Consider the following 25,772-nt stretch of genomic DNA (forward strand, 5'->3'; position numbering starts at 1 on the left):
ATGCCGTGAAGTTCCGCAACATCTCCGGCGTCGACCTCGAGGTCCCGGCCGCTGGCGTGATCGTGCCGGCCGGCCAGGTGCTCGACGTCGACGGACCGCTGGCCGATGGCATGGCCGGCCAGGACAGCGTGTGGGCGCCCGTGGTGGCCCGCACGAAGACGAAGAGCAAGGCGCCGGCCGACCCGCCGACGCCCACGGTCTGATCGAGCTGAAGGAGCATCGTCATGACGCTGCAGTCCGACTTCCAGGTGGGTCTGGGGCTCGAGTCGTCGTACGGCACCGCCGTGACGACCTCCCGCTTCTACGAGGCCGACTCGTCCCTGGGCCAGAAGATCTCCCGCACTCAGGGCCGCGGCTACCGTCCGGGTCGCCGGGTCGCCCGCGCGGACCGCGCTGTCCCGACGAAGTACGAGGTGACCGGTGACATCGAGGTCGACGCCTCGAGCCGCAACCTGGGCATGCTGCTCAACGCGTTCTTCGGTGCGGTGACGGTCAACCAGGACGGCGCCACGACGGTCTACCAGCAGGTCCACACCCTCAAGCAGGCCGACTTCCTGAACTCGTACACGATTCAGCAGGGCGTGCCCCGGCTCGGGTCGACGGTGGACGCGTTCACGTTCCCGGGGTGTGTGTGCACCGACCTGGAGGTCACGGCCAAGTCGGGCGACATCGCGAACATCAAGACCAGCTGGGTCGGCCGTGGCGACGTGAGCACGGCCACCGCGCTGGCCACCGCGTCGTTCCCGGCCAGCCAGGAGCTGCTCACGTTCGTCGGCGCGAACCTGTCGGTGGGCGGCACCCTGACCGCGGCGACCACCACGACCAAGGCGTCGATGACCACGCCGATCGCGGCGTCGATCCAGTCTCTGACGCTGAAGCTGAAGAACGACGTCGACTCCGACGGGTACAACCTCGGCGGTGCCGGCAAGCGGTCCCGCCCGCCGGCGGCCAAGGGCGCGTCGGACGGTGTGATCAGCGGATCTTTCGTCCTGGAGTACACGCTGCGTGACCTCGTCGACGCCTACATGGCGCAGGGCTCGCTCGCGCTGCTCGTCGAGTTCGCCGGCCTGGCGGACATGGTGACCGGGCAGAAGCCGCTCCTGCAGTTCGCGATCCCGGCGATCAAGCTCGACGGCGACCTGCCCAAGGGCAACAAGGGCGACGTCATCACGGTGTCGCACTCGTTCACCGGTCTGGACCCGGTCGGCGGCGCCGAGCCGATCCAGGCGGTGTACCGCTCGCTCGACACGGTGGTCTGAGGGTGGCCACGAGCTCGTCGCCCCAGGCGCTGGTGCTCGGCTTCGACATCAAGGAGGACCTGCGCGGCTTCTTCGCCGACCTCAAGCAGGTCAATCCGAGGATGGCCACCGCGGTGCGGCGCAAGATGCGCCGCTCCGGGGACGTGGCGATCGCCGCGATGACGGAGATCCTCGACGAGTACAAGGGCGGCGTGACGGTCGGCAAGACGTACCACGCCGGCACCGACGCGGCCGGCCGCAAGCGTCATCACCTGGTCCTGGACACCGTCAACCGGGAGGCGGCGCGCTCGCGGCTGGACGGGCGGGCCCGCCGCGACATCGAGTCGGGGCTGAAGTTCCGGGTGCAGGCCAACCAGTACCGCACCACGGTGCGGCTGACCTCCTCCAAGGGTGAGCTGCGCAAGGCGCTCAACCGCAAGCACTCGTGGCGCCACCCGGTGTTCGGTGATCGCGAGGTGTGGATCGAGCAGCCGGCGGACAACTACTTCAGCCGCGGCGCGTGGGGTACGGCCAGCCAGCTGCGCAAGGACCTGATGGACGCGATCGCCGAGGGCCTGGCCCTCATCGAAGCCAAGAGGTACGAGGGAGCCTGATGTCTCGACTGCTGTTCAAGGGCCCGCAGGGCCGCCCGTGGGTCGGTAAGACGCTGCGGATGATCACGCCGGACGACGCCCGCAACCGGGATCTGTGGGAGCTGCAGACGCAGTCGGGGTTGACGATGCCGGCGATCAACGAGTTCTTCGCCGGCGAGAAGACGGTGCTGGGGCCTGCCACCGCGGTGATCCAGTTCCTGACGCTGCGCAACGCGGGCTTCATGGTCGACTGGGACGAGGTCCTCGACATGGGGCCGGCCGACTTCGAGGAGATCGTCGAGCCCGAGCTCGAGGAGGCGCCGGACCCTACGGCGCCGGCGGGAACCGTTCCCGCCGGCGAGCCGAGCGACGCGCCGCCGCCGGCGCCCAAGGCGTCGGGGTCCCGGCGGTCGCCCTCGAGCCGTGGCTCGCGACCTCGGTCCGCCGCCGGCTCCTGATCCTCGCCGAGCTGTGGAACCTGACCCCGGACGACGTGTGGGCTCTGCGGTTCGGCGACTGGGTGATGTTCGCCACCGCCGCCGACAACACCAGGGCCGAGCTCGACAGCCGCAAGAACTCCAGGAGGTGACCTCGTGTCGGCACAGCTGATCTTCGACCTCATCGCCAACGACAAGTCCGGCAAGACGGTCGACTCCTTCGCGGGCAAGGTCACCGGCACGATCGGCGGGGCGTTCAACAAGCTGAGCTCGACGGTCGGCGGGGAGTTCGGCGACGTCCTGGGCAAGGTCGGCTCGATGATCGAGGGCATCGGCGGCAAGACGAAGACGACCGCGGACAAGCTCGGCCTGGTCGGCGGCGGCGTCGTCGGTCTGGGTGCGGCGATGTCGATGTTCTCCTCGTCCAACGTGCAGGCCGACAAGCAGCTGGAGGCCGCCTTCACCGGCGCCGGCGAGTCGATCGACGACTACCGGGCCCGCATCGACGAGACGGTCAAGGCCAACCAGAAGTTCGGCAAGTCGGACGACGACACCAAGAACGCGTTGGCCACCCTCACCGAGGTCCTCGGCGACCCGACGAAGGCCCTGAACGACATGGGCCTGGTGGCCGACTACGCGGCCGCCAAGCACTCGTCGCTGCAGGACGCCGCCGACACCCTCGGCAAGGCTCTGGGCGGCGGGTCGACGAAGGCGTTCACCGCGTACGGGGTGCAGATCAAGACCGCCGCGGACGGCACGAAGGACATCGACGGCGCCGTGGCGGAGCTGTCGGGCAAGCTGCAGGGGCAGGCCGCGGCCAGCGTCGACACGTTCGCCGGCAAGGTCGGCGTGCTCAAGACGCAGGCCGAGGACACGGCGGCGGACTTCGCGGCCAAGCTCGGCCCGGCGGTCACGATCGCCGGCGGCGCGCTGACCGGGTTCTCCGCGGTGATGCAGATCGCCTCTGCGGTGAAGACCGCCCACGCGGTGGCTGCCGCGGCCGCGACGGCGGCGACCCAGGCCGAGTCGGTGGCCACCGGCGAGGCAACGGTCGCCCAGACCGGTTTCAACGTGGCGATGCTGTCCAACCCGGTCACGTGGATCGTGCTCGGTGTGGTGGCCCTGATCGCCGCGATCGTGCTGCTGGCCACCCACTGGGACAAGGTCAAGGAGGCCGGCGCCGCGGCGTGGGATTGGATCAAGGGCGCCTGGTCGTCCGCCGGTGAGTGGTTCTCCGGCATCGGCGACCACATCGCCGGCATCTTCACCAGCCTGCCCGACAAGCTCAAGACGGTCGGGACCACCGTCGCGAACGTGCTGACGTGGCCGATCCGCACCGAGTTCAACGGCCTGGCGGACATCTACAACGATTCGATCGGCAAGATCCACGTCACGCTGCCGAGCTGGCTGGGCGGCGCGTCGTTCTCCATGCCGCAGATGCCCCACATCCCGGCGTTCGCGTCGGGCGTCACGGGTTTCGGTGGCGGCCTGGCCTGGACCGGTGAGGACGGCCCCGAGCTCGCCTATCACCCGGCCGGGACGAACGTCTACCCGGCAGGCAACGCGGCCCCGGTGCAGCTGCGCCGTGAGGACCTGGACTACCTGGCCGACCGGCTCGCTGCCCTCATGGGTGTCGCCTCCCGCGACGCGGCGGTCCGCACCCTGAAGGCGGCCCTGCGGTGAGCGTCGCCCTGGCCGCCACCCTGGTCGGGTCGAGCGACCCACAGAAGGTCATCCTGTCGATCACTGGCATGACGACCGGTGCCAGCTGGTCGATCGCGGCCTCCACGGCGGGGGCGTCGTGGACCGTTCCCGGTGCTCAGGGCGTCTCGAACGGCTCGACCGTCACCCTCGTGGACGACCGCTGCCCCACGAATCAGACTGTCAACTGGGCCTTGACAGTCAATGGGGCGATCGCCGCGACCGCGACCCTCACGGTCCCGTGCGGCTCACCCATGGTCCTCACGTCCCTGGACGGTGCCACCGTCGCGGCAATCGACCTGGCCTCCGGTGAGCTGCCCCGCACCGGCTCCCCTCGGGTGGCGGTCGTACGTCCGGCAGGCCGGGGCTCGGGAATCCCGTTCTCCGACATCGCCGGCGGCGACAGCTGGAAGTGGGACCTGGAGGTCGACGGTCCGAACAGTGCCCTGCTGGACGCGATGCTCGGTACCGGCAAGCCGCTGGTGATGCGCTCCTCCCCCGGCTACGGCGACCTGTCCGGGACGGTGATCCTGCAGCCGACGGCCTGGGACAGCTCGCTGCTGTCGCCCCTGTCGAGGTGGCGCACGTGGCACCTGTCCGCCGAGGAGATCGACGAGCCGGAGCCGAGCACCGCCCAGGTCGCCTTCAGCTGGGACTACATCGACGCCCTCGGCTTGACGTGGGACCAGTTCGACGCCCTGGCCCTCACGTGGGACCAGCTCGACGCGTTCGATTGGAGCACGCTGGCATGATCGCGCTCGCGGGCCTGACCAGCGAAGTCCTTGCTGGTGCGCCACGGTGGGGCTGCAAGATCTCCTCGTGGCTGGGCAGCACGTTCCTGCGGGACGTGCCGATCGTGTCCGGCAAGCTGACGAGCAAGACCACCACGGACGTCCTGCACACCCTGTCGATCACGGTCCGCCGCTTCGACCACGGCTTCGACTGGCGTCCCGGGTCGGACCCGCTGCACCCGCTGGCCCGCTACGGCCAGGAGCTGGACGTGTCGGTGCTTGTCGGGTCGGCGGTCAGCGACCAGGTCTGGACGGTCCGCAAGGCCCGCGTCCTGATCACCGACTGGGACGACGACGACAACGGCAACGTGGTCGTCACCGGCGAGTCGCGGCTGCGGCGCATCAAGGACGACAGGCCGGCGGTGCCGCTCGTGCCGGCGACGGGCGGCACCCTGGCCTCTGAGGCGCTGCGGATCCTGCCCCCGGGCATGGGTCTGGCGGTCGATGCGACGCTGGCGGACCGGGCGGTGCCGTCGACGATGGTGTGGGGCACGGACCGGCTGGCGGCCCTGCAGGACATCGCCACCGCGTGGCCGGCACTGCTACGGGTCGACACCTGGGGGCAGATCGTCATGGCGGCGCCCCTGCCACAGGTCCCCACGCCGGTGTTGACGCTCACCGACGGCAAGGGCGGCACCGTGGTGGCGGTCCCCCGTTCGGACACCCGGTCCGGCTCGGCGAACCGCATCGTGGCCCGCTCGAGCGCTTCAGGGGCAGAGGACGTGCAGGCGGTCGCGGAGCAGGCCACAGGACCGATGGCTGTCACCGGCCCGTACGGGGCCGTGACGACCGAGTGGAGCAGCCCGCTGCTGGGGAACGTCGCGCAGGCGCAGGCGGCCGCGGCGACCATGCTCGCTCGCTCGCTAGTGTCCGCCGCGATCTTGCCGGTCGTGCACGCCCCGGATCCGCGCCTCGAGCTGGACGACCCGGTGGCCGTCGTGCGTCGTGGTGAGCCGCTGTGGGGTTGGGTGACGGGCACCGAGCTGCCGTTGACGGTGTCCGACATCGGCTCCGGGCAGCGCACCGATGTGGGGGTGGGGACGTGAGCAGCGGTCTCGACGTGCTCGGTGCGCTGTCCGCGTCGATGCCGCAGGCTCCCGGCCCGGGCGAGGATCCGGGCCTTGTCGTGGTGGGCACCGTCTACGCCATCGACGTGCCCAACGTTCGGGTCCAGGTGATGATCCGGGGTGCGCTCATGTGGTTGCCAGCCGAGCCTGGCCGCTACCGGGTTGCTGCGACCACGCTGAGCGTCTCGCAGGGCAAGGCACGCGTCCTGGTCTCCTCCACGACGGGTCGCCCGGTCCTGGTCCTTGGACCGGTGGACTCGGATGCCGCTGTCCAGGCCGGCACGGTCACGGCGACGGCGAGCTCGCCGCCCACGGTGACGCTGACGCTGCGCGGCGTGTCCCGCACCCTGCCGGCGATCCCCTCGACGTACACCGTCAGCTCGCAGGCCTGGGTCCTGACCGACGACTGGGGCACCCCGGTTCTCGTGCTCGGGCCGACCACCGCCGCCGCCGACGGAACCCCGACAGCCCCGACTCCGCCACCAGGCGCGACCACGGTCGCGTTCACGACGACGATCTCGCCCACCTGGTCGTCCACCTGGGAGGTCAAGGTGGGGCACTGGACCGACGAGGGTTCGTACTGGAACACCGGCCGCTACGGCGGATCGAGCACCCTGTACGAGGGCGACAAGTACGGCTCGGGCTCGCTGCGGGGTCTGGCCACCTACGGCGACCAGATCGTCAACCTGGGCGCGCTGTCGATCCAGTCGATCGGGGTCGCCGTCCGCGGCGTCGGCCTCTCCCCGGCAGACGCCGGTTCGGCGGTCACCCTGCAGGGAGCCCCCTACGGCTCCAAGCCGGCCGGGATGCCCGCCGCCAGCGGGGACACCGTCACCGTCGTGCCGGGTCCCGGGCCCCTCCAGGCGCTGACCTCCCCGATGTGCGAGGCGCTGCGCACCGGCGCCGCCAAGAGCCTGGCGCTCGTCGGCGCTACCTACGCCGCCTGTGCCGGCGCCGGCAACGGCGACGGCATGGTCCTGACCGTCACCGGAACGAGGGCCGCCTGATGTGGGGTATCTGCCAGATCTGCGGGGTCGTCGTCGCCGACGAGCAGCTGCACACCGACTGGCATGCCGCCCACGGCGACGTCGCCCCCGATCCCGTCCCGACCACCTAGGAGGTGCACCGATGGGCACTGACGCCGCCAAGCACGTCATCCCCGCCGGTTCCGACGGCGCTCGCCGTCAGACCCTGCTCGACCTGATCGCGTCGGCCCACGACGTGATCCCCGTCGCGAACGCCACCGAGCGGGCCACCGTCCTGGCGGGCCTGGTCGCTGCCGGCCGCAACCCGGCCATCGCTCCCGTCTACGTCGACCAGCTGGACGTCGGCCTGGTGCTTCGCAACGTCACCACGAGCGACGCGAACTGGGCGACGATCGCCAACGACTCCACCGCGTGGACGACGCCGACCCTGGTGAACGGATGGCTCGTCTACAGCAACCCGCCCTACGAGTCCCCCGCCTACCGCAAGCTCAACGGCGTCGTGTACCTGGCCGGCTTCATCAAGTCGGGCTCCACCGGAACGATCTTCACCCTGCCTGCCGGGTTCCGGCCCACCAAGGTCGCCACGTTCGTCGTCGCGTCCGGTACAGGTTCGGCTGTCGTAGCGGTGAACAGCACGACGCTGCCCGCCGACGGTCAGGTGCAGGTGGCCGCCTACGGATCCGGTGGCTCGAACGCCAACGTGTCCCTGCGCGGCATCAGCTTCCCCGCCGAGGTCTAGAAGGGGCGGCCCGACTGCGGTCGGACATCCCCTGAGCTCGTTGATCGTTCCCAACCTCCCAGCCCCGCCGCGTCCGCGACGGGGCTTCGTCATGCAAGGAGGCTCCTGATGCTCACGATCTTGTCGCCGAACCGGTACCCGGGCCGGATCTCCCCGGTGCGGTACGTGGTGATCCACACGATGGAGGTCGACGAGAACGACCCGAACGTGGCCGAGGCGGTCGCCCGGGTCTTCGCGACCCCGGCGCGGCAGGCCTCGGCGCACGTGTGCGTCGACACCGACTCGGCGGTGCGGTGCGTGGCCGACGAGGACACCGCGTGGGCTGCCCCCGGAGCGAACGCTGCCGGGCTGCAGATCGAGCTCGCGGGGCGGGCCGGGCAGACCACGGCCGACTGGCAGGACGCCGCCTCGCAGGCGGTCCTGGCGCGCGCTGCTGGGGTGTGCGCCGACTGGGTCGCCAAGTTCGGGATCCCACTGCGGCACCTGAGCGTCGCCGAGCTGGCGGCCGGCACCACCAAGGGCTTCATCGGTCACGTCGACGCCAGCCAGGCCTTCCACGCCTCCGACCACTGGGACCCGGGCACCGGCTTCCCGTGGGACCAGTTCCTGGCGATGGTCGCCGCGGCCGCCGGCACCACGCCCGCCCAGCCGCCGGTGCCCGTGCCGGCCGTCGAGCCGCACATCGACGAAGACGGGATCCGCGGCCCGGTCACGATCGGCCGCTGGCAGCAGGTCATGGGCACCCCGGTCGACAAGACCATCTCGACGCCCCGCTCCACGCTCATCGAGCACGACCAGGCCTACCTGAACAGCGTCGTGGCCTCCAGCCACATCCAGGACCTCACGGGCAAGCCGGCGCTCGAGGTCGACGGGGACGAGGGGCCGCTGACGATCGTCGTGCGGCAGTTCTGGCTCTACAACACCCAGGCGCAGGCCGTGCTCGGCCGCGGGCCGCGCACCAGCGACTTCGACCGCGACGCCGGCCCCGAGACCACTCGGCTGCACCAGCACGCTCTCAACCTGGCCCACACCGCGTCGGGCCGGTACTGAGGTGACGATGCCGTACATCACCGAGCCGCCGTGGGCGCGATGGTCGCAACTGGTCGCGCTCGCTGGACGGTACGCGCTCCTGCTGCTGCTGGGACTTCTCACCTGGGACGTCGACGGCTACGCCAAGCTGCTGCAGGCCGCCGGAGCCGTCGTGGCGGGGTCTGCCGCGGTCGCCCTCGTCGGCATCGTGATGCGGTCGTACCGCCTGGAGTGGGTGATGCTGCCGCCGCTGATCACCGCACTGCTGTGGGTGGCGCTCCTCATTCAGCACGGCGCCGACTTCGTCGTCACGCTCCTGGTCGTAGGACTGGCCGTGGCCCAGGCCGACCGGCTGGTGTACCTGACCCGCGTCGCGAGCAAGCTCCGCGCCCTGCCGAAGGGATGACCACGTGAGCGACACCGCCGTCCTGGCGATCGTCACAGCCGTGGGTGGGGCGTCGTGGATCGCTACCATCGTCCGCGCCTGGCTGGACCACCGTGACCGGACCACCGCCCGTGAGGCCGACGCCGACAACCGGTTCACCGGCCGGCTCGAGCGCCGCCTGGAGGCCACCGAACGCCGCCTGTCCACGGTGGAGAACGACCTCGAGGACGAGCGGACGTTCACCTCGCTGCTCGTCGTCGCCCTCGCCCGCGCCGGCATCCCTATCCCCGACCGTCCCACGCGCCGCTGATCAACCCAACATGACCTGAGGAGGTCACATGCTCACCCAGTACGCCAAGGCGATCGCCGCCATCATCGCGGCCGCGCTCGCGGTGATCGGCGCCGCCATCACGGACGGCACGATCACCCCCGTGGAGGCGGTCACGATCGCCATCGCGATCCTGACTGCAGTCGTCGTCTACCTCGTCCCCAACTTCGACGCCGGCGCGCAGGCCTACGCCAAGGGGGTCGCCGCGTTCCTCGGCGCCGGCCTTGCAGCCCTGGCCACCGTTCTCGCGAGTACCACCGGCTGGGCCACCGTGACGCTGTCCGACTGGATCACCGTGGCGCTGGCCGCGCTCGGCGGTATCGGCGTCGTCGTCGTGCCCAACCTGAAGCCGACGAGCGCGCCGAGCATCACGAGCTCCAGCACGACGAGTGACGTCTCCCGGACCTGAGCCTCACCGCACGAACGAAGCGGGCCCCCGTCTCACCCCTTCACCGGGTGGGGCGGGGGCCCGCTTTCGTGCGTTCAGCCGGCCAGGGCGGCCTTGAAGGCGGCTTCCTGGGTGCCGTCGTTGGCGACCCCGACGACATTGCCTGCTCGCACGATGTGCGCCTCGGTGATGCCGTAGGAGCCCACGGCCGTCACGAAGGTCTTGTAGTTCGCGTCGGAGGTGATCAGGTACAGCTGGGCCTTCGTGCCGTTGAACGTGCAGGTGCCCCACTCGTCGACGCCGGGGGCCATGTCCGAGCCGACGGCCCAGCCGGTGCAGCCGATCCTGACGGCTGCCGCGGCGAGCGGATCGCTGGGTGCCGCCGGTGTGGTGGGTGCCGCGCTCGTCGGGATCTGGGTAGGGCCGCTGCTGGCGCGCTGCGGGGAACTGGCGGCGGAGCTGGTCGGATCGGCCGCGGCGCCGCTGGAGGGCGCTGAGGCGGGCGTCTGGCTGCCGGAGCATCCCGCCAGCGCGGCAGCCAGGACGACGGCGAGGGTGAGGGTTCGTGTGCGCACGACGGCGATGATGCTCCGCTCGAGGTGCGTGCGGGGGCGGTTCTGCGGGTGGTTCATGCTGCCTTCCTGACCTCGGTGGTGTGCGGCTGCTCGGCGAGCGGTCGCAGGCGCGCCAGCCCGGCGCGCTGCTGGTCGGCGTGGACCTTGGTGTACAGCGCGGTGGTGTTCAGCGAGGCGTGCCGCATGAGCTCCTGCACGATGCGCACGTCGACGCCGGAGCCGAGCAGGCTGGTGCCGAACCAGTGCCGCAGCTGGTGGCCGGTGGCGTTGACGCCGGCCCGGCGGATCGCCCGGGCGACCACACCACCCACGGAGTGGGCTTGCACGTGGCTGGTGGGGTCGCGGTAGGCGGGGAACCACCAGCCGCGTCGCGGCATGCTGGCCGCGTCGGCGGCGATGACCTCGTGCAGCGGGTTGACCGCGACCACGCCGCCCTTGCCGACCACGGTGACGGTGCCGGCGATCAGGTCGATGTCCTCGCCGCGGAACTTGGCGACCTCGTGCCGGCGCAGCCCCTGGTAGGCCATGAGGTGCAGCATGACGCGAGTGCGGTGGTGCATCCGCGAGCCGAGCACGAGCTCCAGGCCCTCGTCGGCGACCGGCCGCGGCTGCCGACGCGGCACGCGTGGGCTGCGCAGGTTCTCGGTCGGGTCGTCGGGTCGCACGCCGGCGCGCTGCAGGTGGCTCGACCAGGTGTGCACCGCGCCGTAGTACTTCTGCCGGGTGCCCGGCGAGAAGCTCGGGGTCGTCAGCCAGGCGACGACGTCCTCCTCGAGCAGCCCGGTCGCCGGCTTGCCGGTCGCCTTCGCGCACTCGGTGACGATGCGGGCGCGCTCGCTGATGGTGCGCTCCGCCAGGCCCTCGGCGCGCATCTTGGCGGCCCAGATGTCGATCTCGGACATGGACGGTCGTCCTTCCAGGTAGGGGGTTGGACAGACCCATCGGCCGCAGCAGCGGCCACGTGCACCGGACGGCGCGGACTTCGCCCCGGCGACTAGGCCGATCGGGCGGAGACGGCGTCGACCTTCACGCCGTAGCGCTGCTGCACGGCCTGCCGGCTGGTGCCGGTGGCGGCGGCGATCTCGGACCAGGACCGGCCGGCGTCCCGCAACCCCGCCACGGCCCGGGTGATGGCCTCATCGACGGCGTCGCGCACCGCGAGCAGCTCGGCGAGGTCCTCGACGTCGGCGTGCGCCACTCGCCGGCTGTAGGCGCGCAGGATCCGCACCACGAAGGCCCGGAACTCGCTGTGGTCGCCGCCGCCCATCAGGCGTGCGCCTCCGCCAGCACCGTCACCGACGCCGCGGCGTACAGCAGGCCGCGCTCGCGGGTGCTGCCCAGCACGTTCAGGTCGGCGGCGAACTGCTCGGCCTCGGTCCGGCTGCGCGGCCGCGACGCGTGCGGCTGCCACGCGCCGGCGCCGTCGCGCTGCATGACGACCCACCAGGACTCGACCAGCGGCTCCGCGTCCATCAGGCCGCCGCCCCGACCTCGTAGCCCTCGCTCAGCGGCAGAGCGTGCAGCAGCCGCACCGCGGACAGGCCGCGAAGTGTGGACCTTCCACCGCGGAGGTCGTCGGTTCGAGACCGGCCGGGCCCACCCGAGCAGCGGTCGTTACGCTCGCGGCGTGGACGACGGGATCGCCAGCACGCCGGAGCCGCCCTACACCGCCGTGATCTTCACCAGCCTGCGCACCGAGGGCGACCGCGACTACGCGGCGACCGCCGCGGCGATGGAGCGGCTGGCCGCGCGGGAGCCCGGGTTCCTCGGGCTCGAGAGCGCCCGAGAGGGCCTCGGCATCACGGTGTCCTACTGGCGGGACGAGGCCGCGGCCACGGCCTGGAAGGGCGTCGTCGAGCACCTCGCCGCGCAGGACCGCGGCCGCCGCGAGTGGTACCGGGACTACGCCGTCCGCATCGCCACCGTGCACCGGGCCTACACGCTGTCGACGTCCACGTTCGGCGACGCCGGCCCCCGCTGACGCGCGCTGCGTCAGCCGGCCGCGCCCGCTCAGAACGCCGCCGCGACCTCGCGCACCCGCTCCAGCGCCGCGGCGACGATCTCGCCGGCGTGCTCCGGGTCGTGGTCCATGCCCTCGGCGAAGACCTGCTGGAAGTCCTCCACCCCGAGGAACGTGAAGATGGTCTTGACGTACATCGAGGCGGGGTCGTAGCCCTCGAACACGCCACCGGACGTCTGGATGTGCAGGGCCTTCTTGCCGTGCACCAGGCCCACCGCGACCCCGTCCTCGTTGTAGCGGAAGGTCTGCCCGGCCACCGCGATCGTGTCGATCCACGCCTTGAGCCGGGTCGGCACGTTGAGGTTCCACAGCGGGTTGGCCACGACGACCTTGTCGACGTTGAGGAACTGGCTGGTGTACCCGTCGAACAGGGTCACCTTGATCTGCTCGCCCTCGTCGAGGTGGGCGAAGGGGGTGCCGGCGCCGAGCTTCTTCCACGCCGACAGCAGGTCGAGGTCGATCTCGGGGACGGCGCGCCCGTAGAGGTTCAGCTCGAGGACGTCGTCGGCGGCGTGGGTCCGCCGGTAGACCCGGACGAACTCGTCCGTCAGCTGCATCGAGCGGGAGAGCTCGCTCGTCAGGGGGTGGGCGCGGACGACGAGCAGCTTCGCCATGGTGGTGTCACGAACCTTCGGTGTCGAGGGCGACTCAGAGAGCTGACAGCGCCTCGCGGTACGCGGCCAGCGGGCGCGCCTGCGACCGCGGGTGGACGACGCTCCACCGAAGGATGCCATCGGCGTCGACGAGGAACGAACCGCGGATCGCCAGGCCGCCGTCCTCGTCGAACACGCCGTAGCGGCGCGACACCTCACCGTGCGGCCAGAAGTCGCTCAGCAGGTCGAACGGATAGCCCTCGGCCTGCCGGAACGCTGCCTGGGCGTGCGGCGGGTCGCACGAGACGCCGAGCAGCCGGACGCCGGCGTGCTGGAAGTCCGCCATGTTGTCCCGCAGCTCGCACAGCTCGCCGGTGCAGGTGCCGGAGAAGGCGAACGGGAAGAAGACGAGCGCCACCGGAGCGCCCCGCAGCCCGGCGAGCGAGACACGGGTGCCGCTCGTCGACGGAAGCGTGAAGTCGGGCGCCGCGGCGCCGATCACCAGGTCGGTCACCACGTCGCCCATCCCGTCAGGGTAGGCCGCCGCGTCAGCGACCACGGCCCCGCGTCGCCAGGCGGGTCGCGGACCACTCGGGTGCCGCCGCGAACGTCGACATCGGGTGCAGGCCCGCGGTCGTCGCGGCCTCCTCGATGTCGGAGTGGGACACGTGGCCCGGCCGTCCGGCCTTCGGCGTCAGCAGCACGATGGGCCCGCTGTCGTCGAGGACCGTCAGGGCGTCGACGAGCGCGTCCGCGAGGTCGCCGTCGTCGTCCCGGAACCAGATGAGGGCGCCGTCGGTGACGTCGTCGTAGTCCTCGTCGACCAGCGCGGAGCCGGTGACCGTCTCCAGCCCCGACCGGAGGTCCTCGTCGACGTCGTCGTCGTACCCGAACTCCTGGATCACCTGACCGGAGGTGAACCCCAGGCGCGCCGCCGCCAGCGCGGCGTCGTCCGCGGTCTCAGACACCGGACCTCTCCCTCCCCATACGGAACGCGGCGCCCGATCGTCCGGACGCCTCGATGTGTGCAGACGCTAGCCCACCTGCGGCCCTCTGGCGCCGCCAAGGGGCCCATCCCCGCCCGTCGAGTGTCGCGCAGATCACGGCCGCCGGCTGCCGCCGCGTGTGACTTTCGACCCAGGAAGGTCGGAGAATGGGTGCACTTCACACACGAGAACCCGAAGGAGCTTCTGGTGGCTTCGATCGACGAGACCGGCCCACTCATCGGTGGCCTGCTGAGCCAGGTACCCGACATCGACCCCGCGGAGACGGGCGAGTGGATCGAGTCGCTCGACGGGCTGATCGACTCCGAGGGCGGGCCGCGGGCCCGCTACGTCCTGATGAGCCTGCTGCGACACGCCCGGCAGCGCAACGTCGCGATCCCGGTGTCGCTCAACACCCCGTACGTCAACACCATCGCGGTGCACAACGAGCCCTACTTCCCCGGTGACGAGGGCATCGAGCGCCGCTTCCGCCGCATGATCCGCTGGAACGCCGCCGTCATGGTGCAGCGCGCCCAGCGGCCGCACATCGCGGTGGGCGGCCACCTCTCGTCGTACGCGTCGGTGGCGACGCTCTACGAGGTGGGCCTCAACCACTTCTTCCGCGGCAAGGACCACCCGGGCGGCGGCGACCAGGTCTACTTCCAGGGCCACGCCTCCCCCGGCGTCTACGCCCGGGCCTTCCTCGAGGGCCGGCTCACCGAGCAGCAGATGGACGGCTTCCGCCAGGAGCAGTCCAACCCGGGCGGCGGCCTGCCCTCGTACCCGCACCCGCGGCTGCTGCCCGACTTCTGGGAGTTCCCGACCGTCTCGATGGGTCTCGGCCCCTCGTCGGCCATCTACCAGGCCTGGACCAACAAGTACCTGCACAACCGCGGCATCAAGGACACCAGCCAGCAGGACGTCTGGGCGTTCCTCGGCGACGGCGAGATGGACGAGCCGGAGAGCCGCGGCATGCTGCAGCAGGCGGCGCAGCAGAACCTCGACAACCTGACGTTCGTCGTCAACTGCAACCTGCAGCGCCTCGACGGGCCGGTGCGCGGCAACGGCAAGATCATCCAGGAGCTCGAGGCCTTCTTCCGCGGCGCCGGGTGGAACGTCATCAAGGTCATCTGGGGCCGCGAGTGGGACGTGCTGCTCAACGCGGACAAGGACCGCGCGCTCGTCAACCTCATGAACACCACGCCCGACGGCGACTTCCAGACCTTCAAGGCCAACGACGGCGCCTACGTCCGCGAGCACTTCTTCGGGCGGGACCCCCGCACCGCGCGGCTCGTCGAGCACATGACCGACGACGAGATCTGGGCGCTCAAGCGCGGCGGCCACGATTACCGCAAGGTGTACGCGGCCTACAAGGCGGCCCGGGAGCACACCGGCCAGCCGACCGTCATCCTCGCCCACACCATCAAGGGCTACGCGCTGGGCTCGCACTTCGCCGGCCGCAACGCGACGCACCAGATGAAGAAGATGAAGGTCGACGACCTCAAGCAGCTGCGCGACACGCTCCAGCTGCCGTTCACGGACGCGCAGCTCGAGGAGAACCCGTACCTGCCGCCGTACTACAACCCGGGGCCCGACGACGAGGCGGTGGCCTACGCCCTCGACCGACGGCGCAAGCTCGGCGGCTACCTGCCCGAGCGACGCTCGACGTTCAAGCCGCTGACGCTGCCCGAGGACAAGGTCTACGCGGGCCTGGCCAAGGGCTCCGGCACGCAGCCGGTGGCGACGACCATGGCCCTGGTGCGGCTCTTCAAGGACCTGGTCAAGGACCCCGAGATCGGCAAGCGGATCGTGCCGATCGTGCCCGACGAGGCCCGCACCTTCGGCCTGGACGCGATCTTCCCCAGCGCGAAGATCTTCAACACCCTCGGCCAGCACTACACGCCGGTCGACGCCGACCTCATGCTCTCCTACCGGGAGTCCGAGTCCGGCCAGATCATGCACATGGGGATCAACGAGGCCGGGTCGGCCTCGGTGTTCCAGTCGGTCGGGACGTCCTACGCCACGCACGGCGAGCCGCTCATCCCGTTCTACTTCTACTACTCGATGTTCGGGTTCCAGCGGACGGGTGACCAGTTCTGGGCGGCCGGCGACCAGATGGCGCGCGGCTTCCTCATCGGGGCCACCGCGGGCCGCACCACGCTGACCGGCGAGGGACTGCAGCACGCCGACGGCCACTCGCCGCTGGCCGCGGCCGCCATGCCGCACGTCGTCCACTTCGACCCGGCGTACGGGTACGAGATCCGTCACATCGTCAAGGACGGGCTCGAGCGGATGTACGGCGACGGCTCCGACGGGCGCGACCCGAACGTCATCTACTACCTCACGGTCTACAACGAGCCGATGCCGCAGCCCGCGGAGCCGGAGAACGTCGACGTCGAGGGCATCCGGAAGGGCATCTACCTGCTGTCCCCCGCCGAGGGCGACGGGCCGCGGGCCCAGATCCTCGCGTCGGGCGTGGCGGTGCCCTGGGCGCTCGAGGCGCAGGAGCTGCTCGCCGCCGACTGGGGCGTGCGCGCGGCGGTGTGGTCGGTCACCAGCTGGTCCCTGCTGCGTCGCGACGGGCTCGCGGCCGACGAGGCGGCCTTCCTCCGTCCGGGTGAGGAGACGCCGACGGCGTACCTCACGGCGAAGCTCGCCGGGGCCGAGGGTCCCTTCGTCGCGACGACGGACTACAACCACCTCGTCGCCGACCAGGTCCGCAAGTGGGTGCCCGGTCGCTTCGACACGCTGGGCGCCGACGACTTCGGCTTCTCCGACACGCGCGCCGCGGCCCGCCGGTACTTCCACATCGACGGCGCGTCGGTCGTCGTGCGGGTGCTGGAGCAGCTCGTCGCGGAGGGTCGCCTCGACCCGTCGGTGCCGGGCCAGGCCATCGAGAAGTACCGCCTGTACGACGTCAACGCCGGCACCTCCGGCGTCGCGGGCGGCGACTCCTGACCCCACGCCCACGTTGAGGGGCTCGGTGGAGCGAGATGACGGCCGCCTTCGGCGTGTCGATGTCATCTCGCTCCACCGAGCGCTGAGCAGTGCCGGCGGAGCGGGCGCCGGCGGACCGACGCCCGGGGCTCAGGCGCCGGGGACGGGGTGCTCGGCGTCGGCGATCGTCTTGGCGAGCTCCGCCCGCAGCGGCATGAGCTGCGCGGCGTCGTCGCGCTCGCCGAGGGCCGTCAGGTACTGCTTGGCCTCCAGCGGCCGGCCCGCCTCGAGGGCGGCGTTGACCAGGTGGCGGGCGACCTCGGGGTCGTGCTCCCGCGCCCGCCAGTGCCCGACCCCCAGGCCGAGCGCCTCGACCGGCATGTCCGCCTCGCGCAGCAGCTCCAGGCCGGCGGCCAGGGCACGCCCGGACGGATCGCGCTCGGCGGCGGTCACCAGCCGCCGCAGCGCGGCGTCGTGGTCGTCGTGCACCGAGAGGCGGGCCAGCTCGACCAGCGGGTACCAGCCCCTCGGGTTGCCCGCGAACTCCTCCGCCAGCGCCCACACGGCCAGGTTCTCGGCCTGCTCGCGCTCCTTCTCGTCCGCCGGCGCAGCCAGCGGGTCGTGCTCGTCGAACTGGTCGCCCGCGCGGCGCCGGACGATCTCGGCCAGCGCGCGGAACGCCCGCTCGTTGTTGGGGTCGTCCGCCAGCATCGAGCGCAGGGCGTCCTCGTGGAGGGTGTCGCCGCGCGGCTTCGCGGACGTCGGCCGGCGCGCACCGACCTTGGACGCGGAGGTCGGGCGCCGGATCAGTTGACGCAGTCGTGGCAGAAGTGCCATGTCACGACCATAGCCGAGTCATCCCGGTCCCAACCCGCCGGAGCGCGCCCGGTGCTCCGCGGCACCCGCGGCGTTTTGTCGAGTCTCCACAACGGGGTGCGTATGCTCCCCCCATGGCGACCACCGAGCCGCGGGCCGCACGCGAGCACAGCCGCCCGGAGCGCCACCCGGCGCCGGGCCCGCACGTGGCACCGTCCCCCGAGACGAGCGCCGAGACGCAGAAGCGCGTGAAGGGCGCGGCGGGCGACCTCGCCGCCGCGACGATGCGCCGCCTGGAGACCGACCTCGAGTGGTACCGCGGCCTGCCGGCCGAGGACCGGTCGTGGGTGGGACTCGTCGCGCAGGCCGGCATCACCGCGTTCGTCGACTGGTTCACGGACCCGACGCGCGCGCCCGCCGGGGCGGGCGAGATCTTCTCCGGCGCACCCCCCGAGCTGACGCGCTCCATCTCCCTGCAGCACACGCTGCAGCTGGTCCGCATCGGCGTCGACGTGGTCGAGACGCACAGCGAGCAGCTGGCGGCCCCCGGCGAGGAGCGTGCGCTGCGCGAGGCGGTGCTCCGCTACAGCCGCGAGGTGGCGTTCTCCGCCGCCGAGGTCTACGCCCGTGCCGCCGAGGTGCGCGGCGCGTGGGACGCCCGGCTCGAGGCGCTCGTCGTCGACGCGCTCGTGAGGGGCGACGTCGACGACTCCCTGCGCTCGCGCGTGGCGGCGCTGGGCTGGTCGCACGGCGACACCATGCTCGTCGTCGCGGGGACCACGGACGGCGGCCTCGACCCCCGGCGCTCGAGCGACCTGCGGCGTGCCACCCGCCGCGAGGCGGACGTCCTCATCGGCATCCAGGGCGACCGGCTGCTCGTCTTCCTGCGCGGCACCGGGGACCTGGCCCCCGCGGTCACGGCCATCGTGCCGCGGTTCGGTCCCGGCCCCGTGGTCGTCGGCCCGCCCGCCCGCGACCTCGTCGAGTGCGCCCGCTCCGCGCGGGCGGCGCTGGCCGGCCTGCTCGCCGCGCCGGCATGGGCGCACGCGCCGCGCCCCGTCCCCGCGGACGAGCTGCTCCCCGAGCGGGTCCTCGTCGGCGACCCGGCCGCCCGGACCCAGCTCGTCGCACGCGCGTACGCGCCGCTGGCCGCCAGCACCGGGGCGCTGCTCGAGACGCTCGAGGCGTACCTCGGCACGGGCCGCTCGCTCGAGGCCGCCGCGCGCGCCCTGTACGTGCACCCCAACACGGTGCGCTACCGGCTGCGCCGCGTCAGCGACGTCACCGGATGGGACCCCCTCGACGCGCGCGACTGCTACGTGCTGCAGACCGCGCTCGCCCTCGGCAGGCTCGACGGCGCGGCCGCTGCCGGGCCAGGGCCTTTGTAGGACTGCGACAAGGTCCCTCGGACAACCTCGTCGGTGGCGCCACCCGGGCGCCGGGCACGCGAAAGGCAGAGTGGTCGGGTGCTTGCGGTCGTCTGCCCGGGTCAGGGCGCCCAGACTCCCGGGATGCTCGCGCCATGGCTCGAGGTCCCCGGCGTCGCCCACACCCTCGGCGAGCTCTCCGAGGTCAGCGGTCTCGACCTCGCCCGCCTGGGCACCACCGCCGATGCCGACGAGATCCGCGACACCGCCGTGGCCCAGCCGCTGCTCGTCGCGAGCGCGCTCGCCTCGGCGCGCGCGCTGGGTGCTGCACCCGACGTGGTCGCGGGCCACTCCGTCGGCGAGCTCGGCGCGCTGGCCCTGGCCGAGGTGCTCGACGACCGCACGGCCCTGCGTCTCGTCGCGCTGCGCGGTCGCGCGATGGCCGAGGCCGCTGCGCGCGTGCCCACCGGGATGAGCGCGGTGCTCGGTGGGGATCCCGACGAGGTCCTCGCCCGCCTGGCAGAGCTCGGGCTCACGCCCGCCAACGTCAACGGCGGCGGCCAGGTGGTCGCGGCGGGCACGCTGGACGCGCTCGCCGAGCTCGCGGCGGCGCCACCCACCCGGGCCAAGGTGATCCCGCTGCAGGTCGCGGGCGCGTTCCACACGGACGTCATGGCTCCCGCGGTCGACGTCCTGCGCGACGCGGCGGCCGGCGTGACGCCCGCCGACCCACGCGTGACGCTGCTGACCAACGCGGACGGCACCCCGGTCGCGACGGGGGCGCAGGCCATCGACCTCGTCGTGCAGCAGGTCGCCCGGCCGGTGCGCTGGGACCTCGTCCAGGAGACGATGGCCTCGCTCGGCGTCACCGGGCTGCTCGAGCTGGCTCCCGGTGGCGTCCTGGCAGGGTTGGCGCGACGCGTGCTGCCCGACGTCGAGCGCGTCGCCCTCAAGAGCCCGGCCGACCTCGATGCCGCACGCGACCTCGCCGCCCGGCATTCCGGCACGTCCGTGCCCACGACGAACCAGGAGGACCAGCCGTGACCCGTCCCACCCTGCGGCAGGCGACCGGCCCCGCCCACACCCGGATCCTCGGGCTCGGCGGCGTGCGGGGCGAGATCGTGGTGACCAACGACGACATCGCCGGCCCCATCGACTCCTCCGACGAGTGGATCCGGCAGCGCACCGGGATCGTCACCCGTCGGCGCGCCGGTGCGGACACGGACCTGCTCGCGCTGGCCACCGGGGCCGCGGAGGCCGCGATCAAGGACGCGGGCCTGACCGGCGCGGACATCGACGCCGTCATCATCTCGACCGTCACCTATCCGCACCAGACGCCGTCCGCCGCCGCCATCGTGGCCGACCGGATCGGCGCCACCCCCGCCGCGGCGTGGGACATCTCGGCCGCGTGCGCCGGGTACTGCTACGGCATCGGCCAGGCCGACGCGCTCGTCCGCTCCGGGAGCGCTCGCCACGTGCTGGTCGTCGGCGCCGAGAAGATGAGCGACTACGTCGACCCGACCGACCGGTCGATCTCGTTCCTGCTCGGCGACGGCGCCGGCGCGGTCGTCATCGGCCCCTCGGACACTCCCGGCATCGGCCCCACCGTGTGGGGCTCCGACGGCGCCCAGGCGCAGGCGATCCGCCAGACGCACTCGTGGCTGCAGTGGCGCGACGACCCGTCCCTCGGGTGGCCGACCCTGCGCCAGGAGGGCCCGACGGTCTTCAAGTGGGCCGTGTGGCAGATGGCACCGGTGGCGCAGCGCGCGCTCGACGCCGCCGGGGTGACCGCCGACCAGATCGACGCGTTCATCCCGCACCAGGCGAACATGCGGATCATCGACCAGATGATCAAGCAGCTGAAGCTGCCCGAGACGGTGGTCGTCGGCCGCGACATCGCGGACACCGGCAACACGTCCGCCGCCTCGATCCCCCTGGCCACCGAGCGGTTGCGCCGCGAGGGCCTCGTCGAGCCTGGCGCGCTGGCGCTGCAGATCGGGTTCGGCGCCGGCCTCGTCTACGCGGCCCAGGTGGTCGCCCTCCCGTAGCAGCCGCCCGACGACCGGACGGTAGCGTTCCGACCGACCCGCCCCACCGATCCCCAAGGAGACACCCGAATGGCGTACAGCGAGCAGGAGATCCTGGCCGGCCTGGCCGAGATCGTCAGCGAGGAGACCGGCCTGCCCGCCGAGACCGTGCTGCCGGAGAAGTCCTTCACCGACGACCTCGACATCGACTCCCTGTCGATGATGACGATCGTGACCTTGGCCGAGGACAAGTTCTCCGTCACGATCCCGGACGACGAGGTGAAGAACCTCACCACGGTCGCCGACGCGGTGAGCTTCATCGCGGGCGCCCAGTCCTGACACCGGCGGCCGGCGGCGCGTCCTGCGCCGCCGGCGCCCCGGTCCACCCGACCCACCCGGCCCAGGTCAGCGCGCCCACCCCATCAGCCCTCGAGGAGCACCATGACCGGAACCACCGACGTCGTCGTCACCGGGCTCGGGGCCACCTCACCGCTCGGCGGTGACGTGCGCTCCACCTGGACCGCGGCCCTGGCCGGCGCCTCCGGCGCCCGGCCCTTCGACCCGGAGTGGGTCGAGCGCTACGGCCTGCCGGTCACCTTCGCCGCGACGCTCGCGGTGCCGGCCGCCGAGGTGCTGACCGTCCCCGAGGTCAAGCGGATGGACCCGTCCGCGCAGTATGCGATCGTCGCGGCCCGCGAGGCGTGGGCCGACGCCGGCGCCCCCGAGGTCGACCCCGAGCGCCTCGGCGCCGTCGTCTCGTCGGGCATCGGCGGCATCCAGACGACGCTGGACGGCTGGGACACGCTGCGCGAGAAGGGCGCCCGGCGCATGCTGCCGATGACGGTGCCCATGCTCATGCCCAACTCCCCCGTCGCCTACGTGTCGCTCGAGCTGCACGCCCGTGCGGGCGCGCATGCCCTGGTCTCCGCCTGCGCCTCCGGCTCCGAGGCGATCGGCTACGCGGTCGACATGATCCGCGCCGGGCGCGCGGACGTCGTCGTCGCCGGCGGCACCGAGGCCTGCATCCACCCGATGCCCATCGGCGCGTTCGCGGCGTCGCGCACGCTGTCGCTGCGCAACGACGACCCGGCGGGCGCCTCCCGGCCGTACGACGTCGACCGCGACGGCTTCGTCCTCGGCGAGGGCGCGGGGATCGTCGTGCTCGAGAGCGCCGCCCACGCCGCTGCCCGCGGGGCGCGCGTCTACGCCCGGATCGCCGGCGTCGGCCTGTCCGCGGACGGCTACCACATCACGTCCCCCGAGCCGAGCGGCGACGGGCAGATCCGCGCGATGCGCGCGGCGCTGGCCGACTCCGGCGTCGCCGCCCGCGACGTGGTCCACCTCAACGCGCACGCGACGTCGACCGTGGTGGGCGACCTCATCGAGGCGCGCTCCGTGCGGGCCGTGCTGGGCGACGACGCCGACCGCGTCGCCCTGTCGGCGACGAAGTCGATGACCGGCCACCTGCTCGGCGGCGCCGGCGCGTTGGAGACGATCCTCACGGTCCTGGCCGTGCAGGAGCGCATGGCGCCACCGACGATCAACGTCGCGAACCCCGACCCCGAGCTCGTCCTCGACCTCGTGCGGGACACCCCGCGGCAGCTGCCGGCCGGCGACGTCGCGGCGATCAACAACTCGTTCGGGTTCGGCGGGCACAACGTCGCGCTGGTCGTGACGAGCGCCTGAGACCACGCCCTCGCCCGGGGATCGGCGCGAGGCGAGGGTGTGGTCGGTCAGCGTGCCGGCGCCTCGAGCAGGTCGTCCACCGTCGCGCCGTCGAGCGCGACCGTCACCAGCGTGTCCCAGGGGTCGCGCGCCGTGACCGACCGCGCGTCGTCGGCGTAGGGGACGCCGGCGGCCCGCAGGCGCCCGGTGACCGCGTCGAGGTCCTCGCGGCCGGGCACGGTGACCGCGACCTGCGCCAGCCCGAGGCTCGCCGCCCGCGGCCCCGCGCCGCGGCTGTTCCAGACGTTCATCGCGAGGTGGTGGTGGTACCCGCCCGCCGACACGAAGAGAGCCCCGGGGAAGTCGCTGAGGGTCGCCTCGAAGCCGATCGCGTCGACGTAGAACGCCCTCGCCGCCGCGAGGTCGCCCACCTGCAGGTGGACGTGCCCGACCGTGCCGGGGAGCCCGGCGCCGGCCGCGAGCGCGTCCTGGCTCACGTGGCTGCGGAGGTACGCGTTCGGGTCGAGCCCGATGGTGTCCATCCGGACCGAGCCCTCCTCCCACACCCACTGCTCGCGCGGGCGGTCGCGGTAGAGCTCCACGCCGTTGCCCTCGGGGTCGGTGAAGTAGAACGCCTCGCTGACCAGGTGGTCCGCGGAACCGGCGAACCGGCTCCGCGGGTCCTGTGCGGCACGCAGCACGGTCGCGGACAGGCTCGCCTCGTCGTCGAAGAGGAAGGCGTTGTGGAACAGGCCCGCCTGGTGGGGCCCGGCGACCGGGAGGTCCGGGGTGTGCACCAGCCGCAGCAGCGGCGTGGCTCCCCGGCCCAGGACCCGGTGCACCAGGCCGTCGACGACGCGCTCCTCGAGGGGCTCGAAGACCAGGGCCTCCTCGTAGTACGAGGACATCAGCTCGAGGTCACCGACGCGCAGGGTCGGCGCGCCCATCCCCGCCGCCGCGCTGATGACGCGCTCGTCCACCGTCCCACCCCCGTTCCGGCTCAGCGCACCAGCCCGAAGCCGCCGGTCCACGCGATGGCGCCGCCCGCGGCGAGGCCGATCTGCAGGAAGCCGATCGACTCCAGCTCGTGCGCGCGCGCCAGCGAGCCGGCGTCCAGCGCACGGACGCCGCCGGCCTCCACCGCCGCCGCCAGCGTGGCCTTGGCAGTCGCGTCGTCGCCGGCGATGAGCACCGTCGTGGCCAGGTCGCCGACCTTCTTCGTGGTCAGCGTGGCGGCGAAGGTCGTGTTGAAGGCCTTGAGCACCGAGCTGTTCGGGAGCTTGGCCTGGATCTGCGCGGCCGCGGAGCTGCCGGCGGGCACCACGAGCGAGTCGAAGGTCTCGAAGTTGACGGGGTTGGTGATGTCGACGACGACCTTGCCGTCGAACGCGTCGCCGTACGCGGCGAGGACGCCCTCGACCGCGCCGTACGGCAGCGCGAGGACGACCACGTCGCCCAGCTCCTTGGCGCCCACCTCGGCGCGCGGGACGTACGTCACGTCGTTGCCGCCGTCGGCCAGCAGGCCGCCGATCGCGTTCGCCATGCTGCCCGTGCCGATGATGCTGAACCGTGCCATCGTGACCACCCTCGTCGTCTCGCCTTTGGTTGTACCTACAACCGCGGACTCTACGACGAGTTAGTTGAAGATGCAACCAGTGGCGCTACCCGACCCGGTGCAGCCAGCGCACGGGCGCGCCCGCGCCGGCGTAGCGGAAGGGCTCGAGCTCGTTGTCCCATGCCTGGCCCAGCGCCAGGTCGAGCTCCTCGCGCAGGCGCAGCGGGTCGTCGGCGAACTGCAGCGCGGCACGGATGCGGTCCTCGGGCACGACGACGTTGCCGTGCACGTCCGTGGCGGCGTGGAAGATGCCGAGCTCCGGCGTGTGGCTCCAGCGCGAGCCGTCCGCGCCGTGGCTGGCCTCCTCCGTCACCTCGTAGCGCAGGTGCGCCCAGCCGCGCAGCGCCGAGGCCAGCTTGGCACCGGTCCCCTGCGCGCCCTGCCACGAGAGCTCGGCGCGGTAGAAGCCGGCCCCGGCAGGCTGCACGGTCCAGTCCATCGCGACGCGCACGCCGAGCACGTTGCCGGCCGCCCATTCGACGTGCGGGCACAGCGCACGGGGCGCTGAGTGCACGAAAAGAACACCGCGGGTGATGGCACCGGCCATGTCGTCCTCCGTAGTGGTCCGAGGTTCGTCTTCCCCAACGACCTCTGCCCAGCCAGGAGCACGTGGCGCACGCGGCGTGCGGTACTCAGGATGCCCGACGAGCGGCCGACGCGCCAGCACGCGGGCGGGCGCGTCTCACGTCGGCGGCGATCAGCCGAGCTGCTCGCGGATGGCCTTCATCGCCTTCTTGCGCACGGAGCGCTCCAGGCGGTCGAGGTACAGGTGGCCGTCGAGGTGGTCGACCTCGTGCTGCAAGGCCCGCGCCATGAGCCCGGTGCCCTCGACGACGACCTCCTTGCCCTCGAGGTCCTCGCCGACGACGCGGGCGTACCACGAGCGGCGGGTCGGGAACCACAGGCCCGGGACGGACAGGCAGCCCTCGTCGTCGTCCTGGTACTCCTCGTCGGACAGCTCGACGATGACGGGGTTGAGCACGTACCCGATCTCGTCGTCGATGTTCCAGGAGAACGCCCGCAGGCTGACGCCGATCTGGTTGGCGGCCAGGCCCGCGCGGCCGTCGGCGTCGACGGTCTCGAGCAGGTCGTCGACGAGCGAGCGCACCCGGTCGTCGATCGTGGTGACGGGGTCGCACGGCGTGCGCAGCACGGGGTCGCCGACGACACGGATCTCACGCATGGCCATGGGCCGATCCTCCCATGGAGAAGGGTCCGGACACGGGGACGCCGGCGGGACCAGCCCGCCGGCGTCGACTCGTTGCGAAGCTCAGTCGCTCATCCGCTGCTGCGGGACGTCACCCAGCAGCTGGCGCACCTCGTCCTCGTGGAACCGGCGGTGGCCGCCGAGGGTCCGCACGGTCGAGAGCTTGCCGGCCTGCGCCCAGCGCGTGACCGTCTTGGGGTCGACCCGGAACAGGACCGCAACCTCGCCGGGCGTGAGCAGAGGACCCTGCGAGAGCGCGGTGTGGGGGGTCGGTGCCATTTCAGA

The 25,772-nt window shown here is 72.3% G+C and carries 33 protein-coding genes; 20 read left to right on the forward strand and 13 right to left on the reverse strand.

Features of this window, described 5'->3' with window-relative positions; all coding sequences use genetic code 11:
• The first annotated feature begins 5 nt into the window (after positions 1-5).
• The 13 genes from BGO37_RS15680 to BGO37_RS15740 all read left to right on the forward strand — a co-directional run bounded on the left by BGO37_RS15680 (position 6) and on the right by BGO37_RS15740 (position 9,703).
• On the forward strand, positions 6-203 hold the full coding sequence (locus tag BGO37_RS15680) for a hypothetical protein (protein WP_291756410.1): 198 nt from the start codon (positions 6-8) through the stop codon (positions 201-203).
• A gap of 21 nt (positions 204-224) precedes the next feature.
• Positions 225-1,259: a phage tail tube protein gene (locus BGO37_RS15685; protein ID WP_291756412.1), complete on the forward strand. Its 1,035-nt coding sequence runs from the start codon at positions 225-227 to the stop codon at positions 1,257-1,259.
• 2 nt (positions 1,260-1,261) lie between these two features.
• Positions 1,262-1,852 (forward strand): hypothetical protein, encoded by a 591-nt coding sequence (locus BGO37_RS15690; protein ID WP_291756413.1) that lies wholly within the window; start codon positions 1,262-1,264, stop codon positions 1,850-1,852.
• Positions 1,852-2,289 carry a hypothetical protein gene (locus BGO37_RS15695; RefSeq protein ID WP_291756415.1) on the forward strand — a complete coding sequence of 146 codons (438 nt, stop codon included), beginning with the start codon at positions 1,852-1,854 and terminating at the stop codon, positions 2,287-2,289. Before BGO37_RS15690 ends, BGO37_RS15695 begins: the two co-directional genes overlap by 1 nt.
• Positions 2,290-2,424: 135 nt before the next feature.
• Complete coding sequence (locus BGO37_RS15700; RefSeq protein ID WP_291756417.1) at positions 2,425-3,951, forward strand: hypothetical protein; 1,527 nt, start codon at positions 2,425-2,427, stop codon at positions 3,949-3,951.
• Entirely contained in the window at positions 3,948-4,721 is a 774-nt protein-coding gene (locus BGO37_RS15705) for a hypothetical protein (RefSeq protein ID WP_291756418.1), read from the forward strand. Before BGO37_RS15700 ends, BGO37_RS15705 begins: the two co-directional genes overlap by 4 nt.
• Entirely contained in the window at positions 4,718-5,806 is a 1,089-nt protein-coding gene (locus BGO37_RS15710) for a hypothetical protein (protein ID WP_291756420.1), read from the forward strand. The genes BGO37_RS15705 and BGO37_RS15710 overlap by 4 nt, the downstream gene beginning before the upstream one ends.
• Positions 5,803-6,834: a hypothetical protein gene (locus BGO37_RS15715; protein WP_291756422.1), complete on the forward strand. Its 1,032-nt coding sequence runs from the start codon at positions 5,803-5,805 to the stop codon at positions 6,832-6,834. Before BGO37_RS15710 ends, BGO37_RS15715 begins: the two co-directional genes overlap by 4 nt.
• A gap of 121 nt (positions 6,835-6,955) precedes the next feature.
• A complete protein-coding gene (locus tag BGO37_RS15720) occupies positions 6,956-7,552 on the forward strand; it encodes a hypothetical protein (protein ID WP_291756423.1) in 597 nt (198 codons plus the stop codon).
• A gap of 108 nt (positions 7,553-7,660) precedes the next feature.
• Complete coding sequence (locus tag BGO37_RS15725) at positions 7,661-8,602, forward strand: N-acetylmuramoyl-L-alanine amidase (protein WP_291756425.1); 942 nt, start codon at positions 7,661-7,663, stop codon at positions 8,600-8,602.
• 7 nt (positions 8,603-8,609) lie between these two features.
• On the forward strand, positions 8,610-8,987 hold the full coding sequence (locus tag BGO37_RS15730) for a hypothetical protein (RefSeq protein ID WP_291756427.1): 378 nt from the start codon (positions 8,610-8,612) through the stop codon (positions 8,985-8,987).
• A gap of 4 nt (positions 8,988-8,991) precedes the next feature.
• Positions 8,992-9,276 (forward strand): hypothetical protein, encoded by a 285-nt coding sequence (locus tag BGO37_RS15735; protein WP_291756429.1) that lies wholly within the window; start codon positions 8,992-8,994, stop codon positions 9,274-9,276.
• A 28-nt stretch (positions 9,277-9,304) separates the two neighbouring features.
• Positions 9,305-9,703, forward strand: a complete 399-nt coding sequence (locus tag BGO37_RS15740) for a hypothetical protein (RefSeq protein ID WP_291756432.1) — start codon at positions 9,305-9,307, stop codon at positions 9,701-9,703.
• A 74-nt stretch (positions 9,704-9,777) separates the two neighbouring features.
• Here BGO37_RS15740 and BGO37_RS15745 read toward each other — a convergent pair whose 3' ends face one another.
• The 4 genes from BGO37_RS15745 to BGO37_RS15760 form a co-directional block, all read right to left on the reverse strand.
• Entirely contained in the window at positions 9,778-10,314 is a 537-nt protein-coding gene (locus BGO37_RS15745; protein WP_291756434.1) for a hypothetical protein, read from the reverse strand.
• Positions 10,311-11,159, reverse strand: a complete 849-nt coding sequence (locus tag BGO37_RS15750) for a site-specific integrase (RefSeq protein WP_291756436.1) — start codon at positions 11,157-11,159, stop codon at positions 10,311-10,313. The genes BGO37_RS15745 and BGO37_RS15750 overlap by 4 nt, the downstream gene beginning before the upstream one ends.
• 92 nt (positions 11,160-11,251) lie before the next feature.
• Positions 11,252-11,524, reverse strand: coding sequence for a hypothetical protein (locus BGO37_RS15755; RefSeq protein WP_291756438.1), 273 nt, complete (start codon positions 11,522-11,524; stop codon positions 11,252-11,254).
• Entirely contained in the window at positions 11,524-11,730 is a 207-nt protein-coding gene (locus BGO37_RS15760; RefSeq protein ID WP_291756440.1) for a hypothetical protein, read from the reverse strand. Before BGO37_RS15760 ends, BGO37_RS15755 begins: the two co-directional genes overlap by 1 nt.
• 154 nt (positions 11,731-11,884) lie before the next feature.
• Here BGO37_RS15760 and BGO37_RS15765 point away from each other — a divergent pair, with 154 nt between their 5' ends.
• Positions 11,885-12,238 carry an antibiotic biosynthesis monooxygenase gene (locus BGO37_RS15765; protein ID WP_291756442.1) on the forward strand — a complete coding sequence of 118 codons (354 nt, stop codon included), beginning with the start codon at positions 11,885-11,887 and terminating at the stop codon, positions 12,236-12,238.
• Between the two features lie 29 nt (positions 12,239-12,267).
• Here BGO37_RS15765 and BGO37_RS15770 read toward each other — a convergent pair whose 3' ends face one another.
• Genes BGO37_RS15770 through BGO37_RS15780 form a run of 3 tightly spaced genes read right to left on the reverse strand, consistent with a single transcriptional unit; the run spans position 12,268 to position 13,838 of the window.
• Complete coding sequence (locus BGO37_RS15770) at positions 12,268-12,891, reverse strand: FMN-dependent NADH-azoreductase (RefSeq protein WP_291756446.1); 624 nt, start codon at positions 12,889-12,891, stop codon at positions 12,268-12,270.
• 34 nt (positions 12,892-12,925) lie between these two features.
• On the reverse strand, positions 12,926-13,396 hold the full coding sequence (locus BGO37_RS15775; RefSeq protein WP_291756448.1) for a peroxiredoxin: 471 nt from the start codon (positions 13,394-13,396) through the stop codon (positions 12,926-12,928).
• Positions 13,397-13,418: 22 nt separating this feature from the next.
• Positions 13,419-13,838, reverse strand: a complete 420-nt coding sequence (locus BGO37_RS15780; protein ID WP_291756450.1) for a DUF3052 domain-containing protein — start codon at positions 13,836-13,838, stop codon at positions 13,419-13,421.
• 225 nt (positions 13,839-14,063) lie between these two features.
• On the opposite strand from BGO37_RS15780, the gene aceE reads away from it, so the two are divergent.
• The gene (gene aceE / locus BGO37_RS15785; RefSeq protein WP_291756451.1) at positions 14,064-16,811 is read left to right on the forward strand and encodes a pyruvate dehydrogenase (acetyl-transferring), homodimeric type; all 2,748 of its coding nucleotides are present in this window, start codon (positions 14,064-14,066) and stop codon (positions 16,809-16,811) included.
• A gap of 129 nt (positions 16,812-16,940) precedes the next feature.
• Here aceE and BGO37_RS15790 read toward each other — a convergent pair whose 3' ends face one another.
• Positions 16,941-17,627 (reverse strand): hypothetical protein, encoded by a 687-nt coding sequence (locus BGO37_RS15790; RefSeq protein ID WP_291756453.1) that lies wholly within the window; start codon positions 17,625-17,627, stop codon positions 16,941-16,943.
• 113 nt (positions 17,628-17,740) lie between these two features.
• Between BGO37_RS15790 and BGO37_RS15795 the strand changes: the two genes are divergently transcribed.
• From BGO37_RS15795 to BGO37_RS15815, 5 genes are all read left to right on the forward strand, one after another.
• Positions 17,741-18,994, forward strand: coding sequence for a CdaR family transcriptional regulator (locus BGO37_RS15795; protein WP_291756454.1), 1,254 nt, complete (start codon positions 17,741-17,743; stop codon positions 18,992-18,994).
• A 78-nt stretch (positions 18,995-19,072) separates the two neighbouring features.
• Positions 19,073-20,017: an ACP S-malonyltransferase gene (locus BGO37_RS15800; RefSeq protein WP_291756455.1), complete on the forward strand. Its 945-nt coding sequence runs from the start codon at positions 19,073-19,075 to the stop codon at positions 20,015-20,017.
• Positions 20,014-21,021, forward strand: coding sequence for a beta-ketoacyl-ACP synthase III (locus BGO37_RS15805; protein ID WP_291756458.1), 1,008 nt, complete (start codon positions 20,014-20,016; stop codon positions 21,019-21,021). The genes BGO37_RS15800 and BGO37_RS15805 overlap by 4 nt, the downstream gene beginning before the upstream one ends.
• A 69-nt stretch (positions 21,022-21,090) precedes the next feature.
• On the forward strand, positions 21,091-21,339 hold the full coding sequence (locus BGO37_RS15810) for an acyl carrier protein (protein ID WP_291756461.1): 249 nt from the start codon (positions 21,091-21,093) through the stop codon (positions 21,337-21,339).
• Positions 21,340-21,441: 102 nt separating this feature from the next.
• Complete coding sequence (locus BGO37_RS15815) at positions 21,442-22,686, forward strand: beta-ketoacyl synthase (protein WP_291756463.1); 1,245 nt, start codon at positions 21,442-21,444, stop codon at positions 22,684-22,686.
• Between the two features lie 47 nt (positions 22,687-22,733).
• On the opposite strand, the gene BGO37_RS15820 is transcribed toward BGO37_RS15815, so the two are convergent.
• The 5 genes from BGO37_RS15820 to BGO37_RS15840 all read right to left on the reverse strand — a co-directional run bounded on the left by BGO37_RS15820 (position 22,734) and on the right by BGO37_RS15840 (position 25,766).
• Entirely contained in the window at positions 22,734-23,612 is an 879-nt protein-coding gene (locus BGO37_RS15820) for a VOC family protein (RefSeq protein ID WP_291756834.1), read from the reverse strand.
• 53 nt (positions 23,613-23,665) lie between these two features.
• Positions 23,666-24,241 carry an NADPH-dependent F420 reductase gene (locus tag BGO37_RS15825; RefSeq protein WP_291756464.1) on the reverse strand — a complete coding sequence of 192 codons (576 nt, stop codon included), beginning with the start codon at positions 24,239-24,241 and terminating at the stop codon, positions 23,666-23,668.
• Between the two features lie 85 nt (positions 24,242-24,326).
• The gene (locus tag BGO37_RS15830; RefSeq protein ID WP_291756466.1) at positions 24,327-24,827 is read right to left on the reverse strand and encodes a DUF3145 domain-containing protein; all 501 of its coding nucleotides are present in this window, start codon (positions 24,825-24,827) and stop codon (positions 24,327-24,329) included.
• Positions 24,828-24,977: 150 nt separating this feature from the next.
• Complete coding sequence (gene def / locus BGO37_RS15835) at positions 24,978-25,469, reverse strand: peptide deformylase (protein WP_291756468.1); 492 nt, start codon at positions 25,467-25,469, stop codon at positions 24,978-24,980.
• Between the two features lie 81 nt (positions 25,470-25,550).
• A complete protein-coding gene (locus BGO37_RS15840; RefSeq protein ID WP_291756470.1) occupies positions 25,551-25,766 on the reverse strand; it encodes a BldC family transcriptional regulator in 216 nt (71 codons plus the stop codon).
• Positions 25,767-25,772: the final 6 nt, after the last annotated feature.

The organism is Cellulomonas sp. 73-92 (assembly GCF_001898175.1).
GTDB lineage: Bacteria > Actinomycetota > Actinomycetes > Actinomycetales > Cellulomonadaceae > Cellulomonas.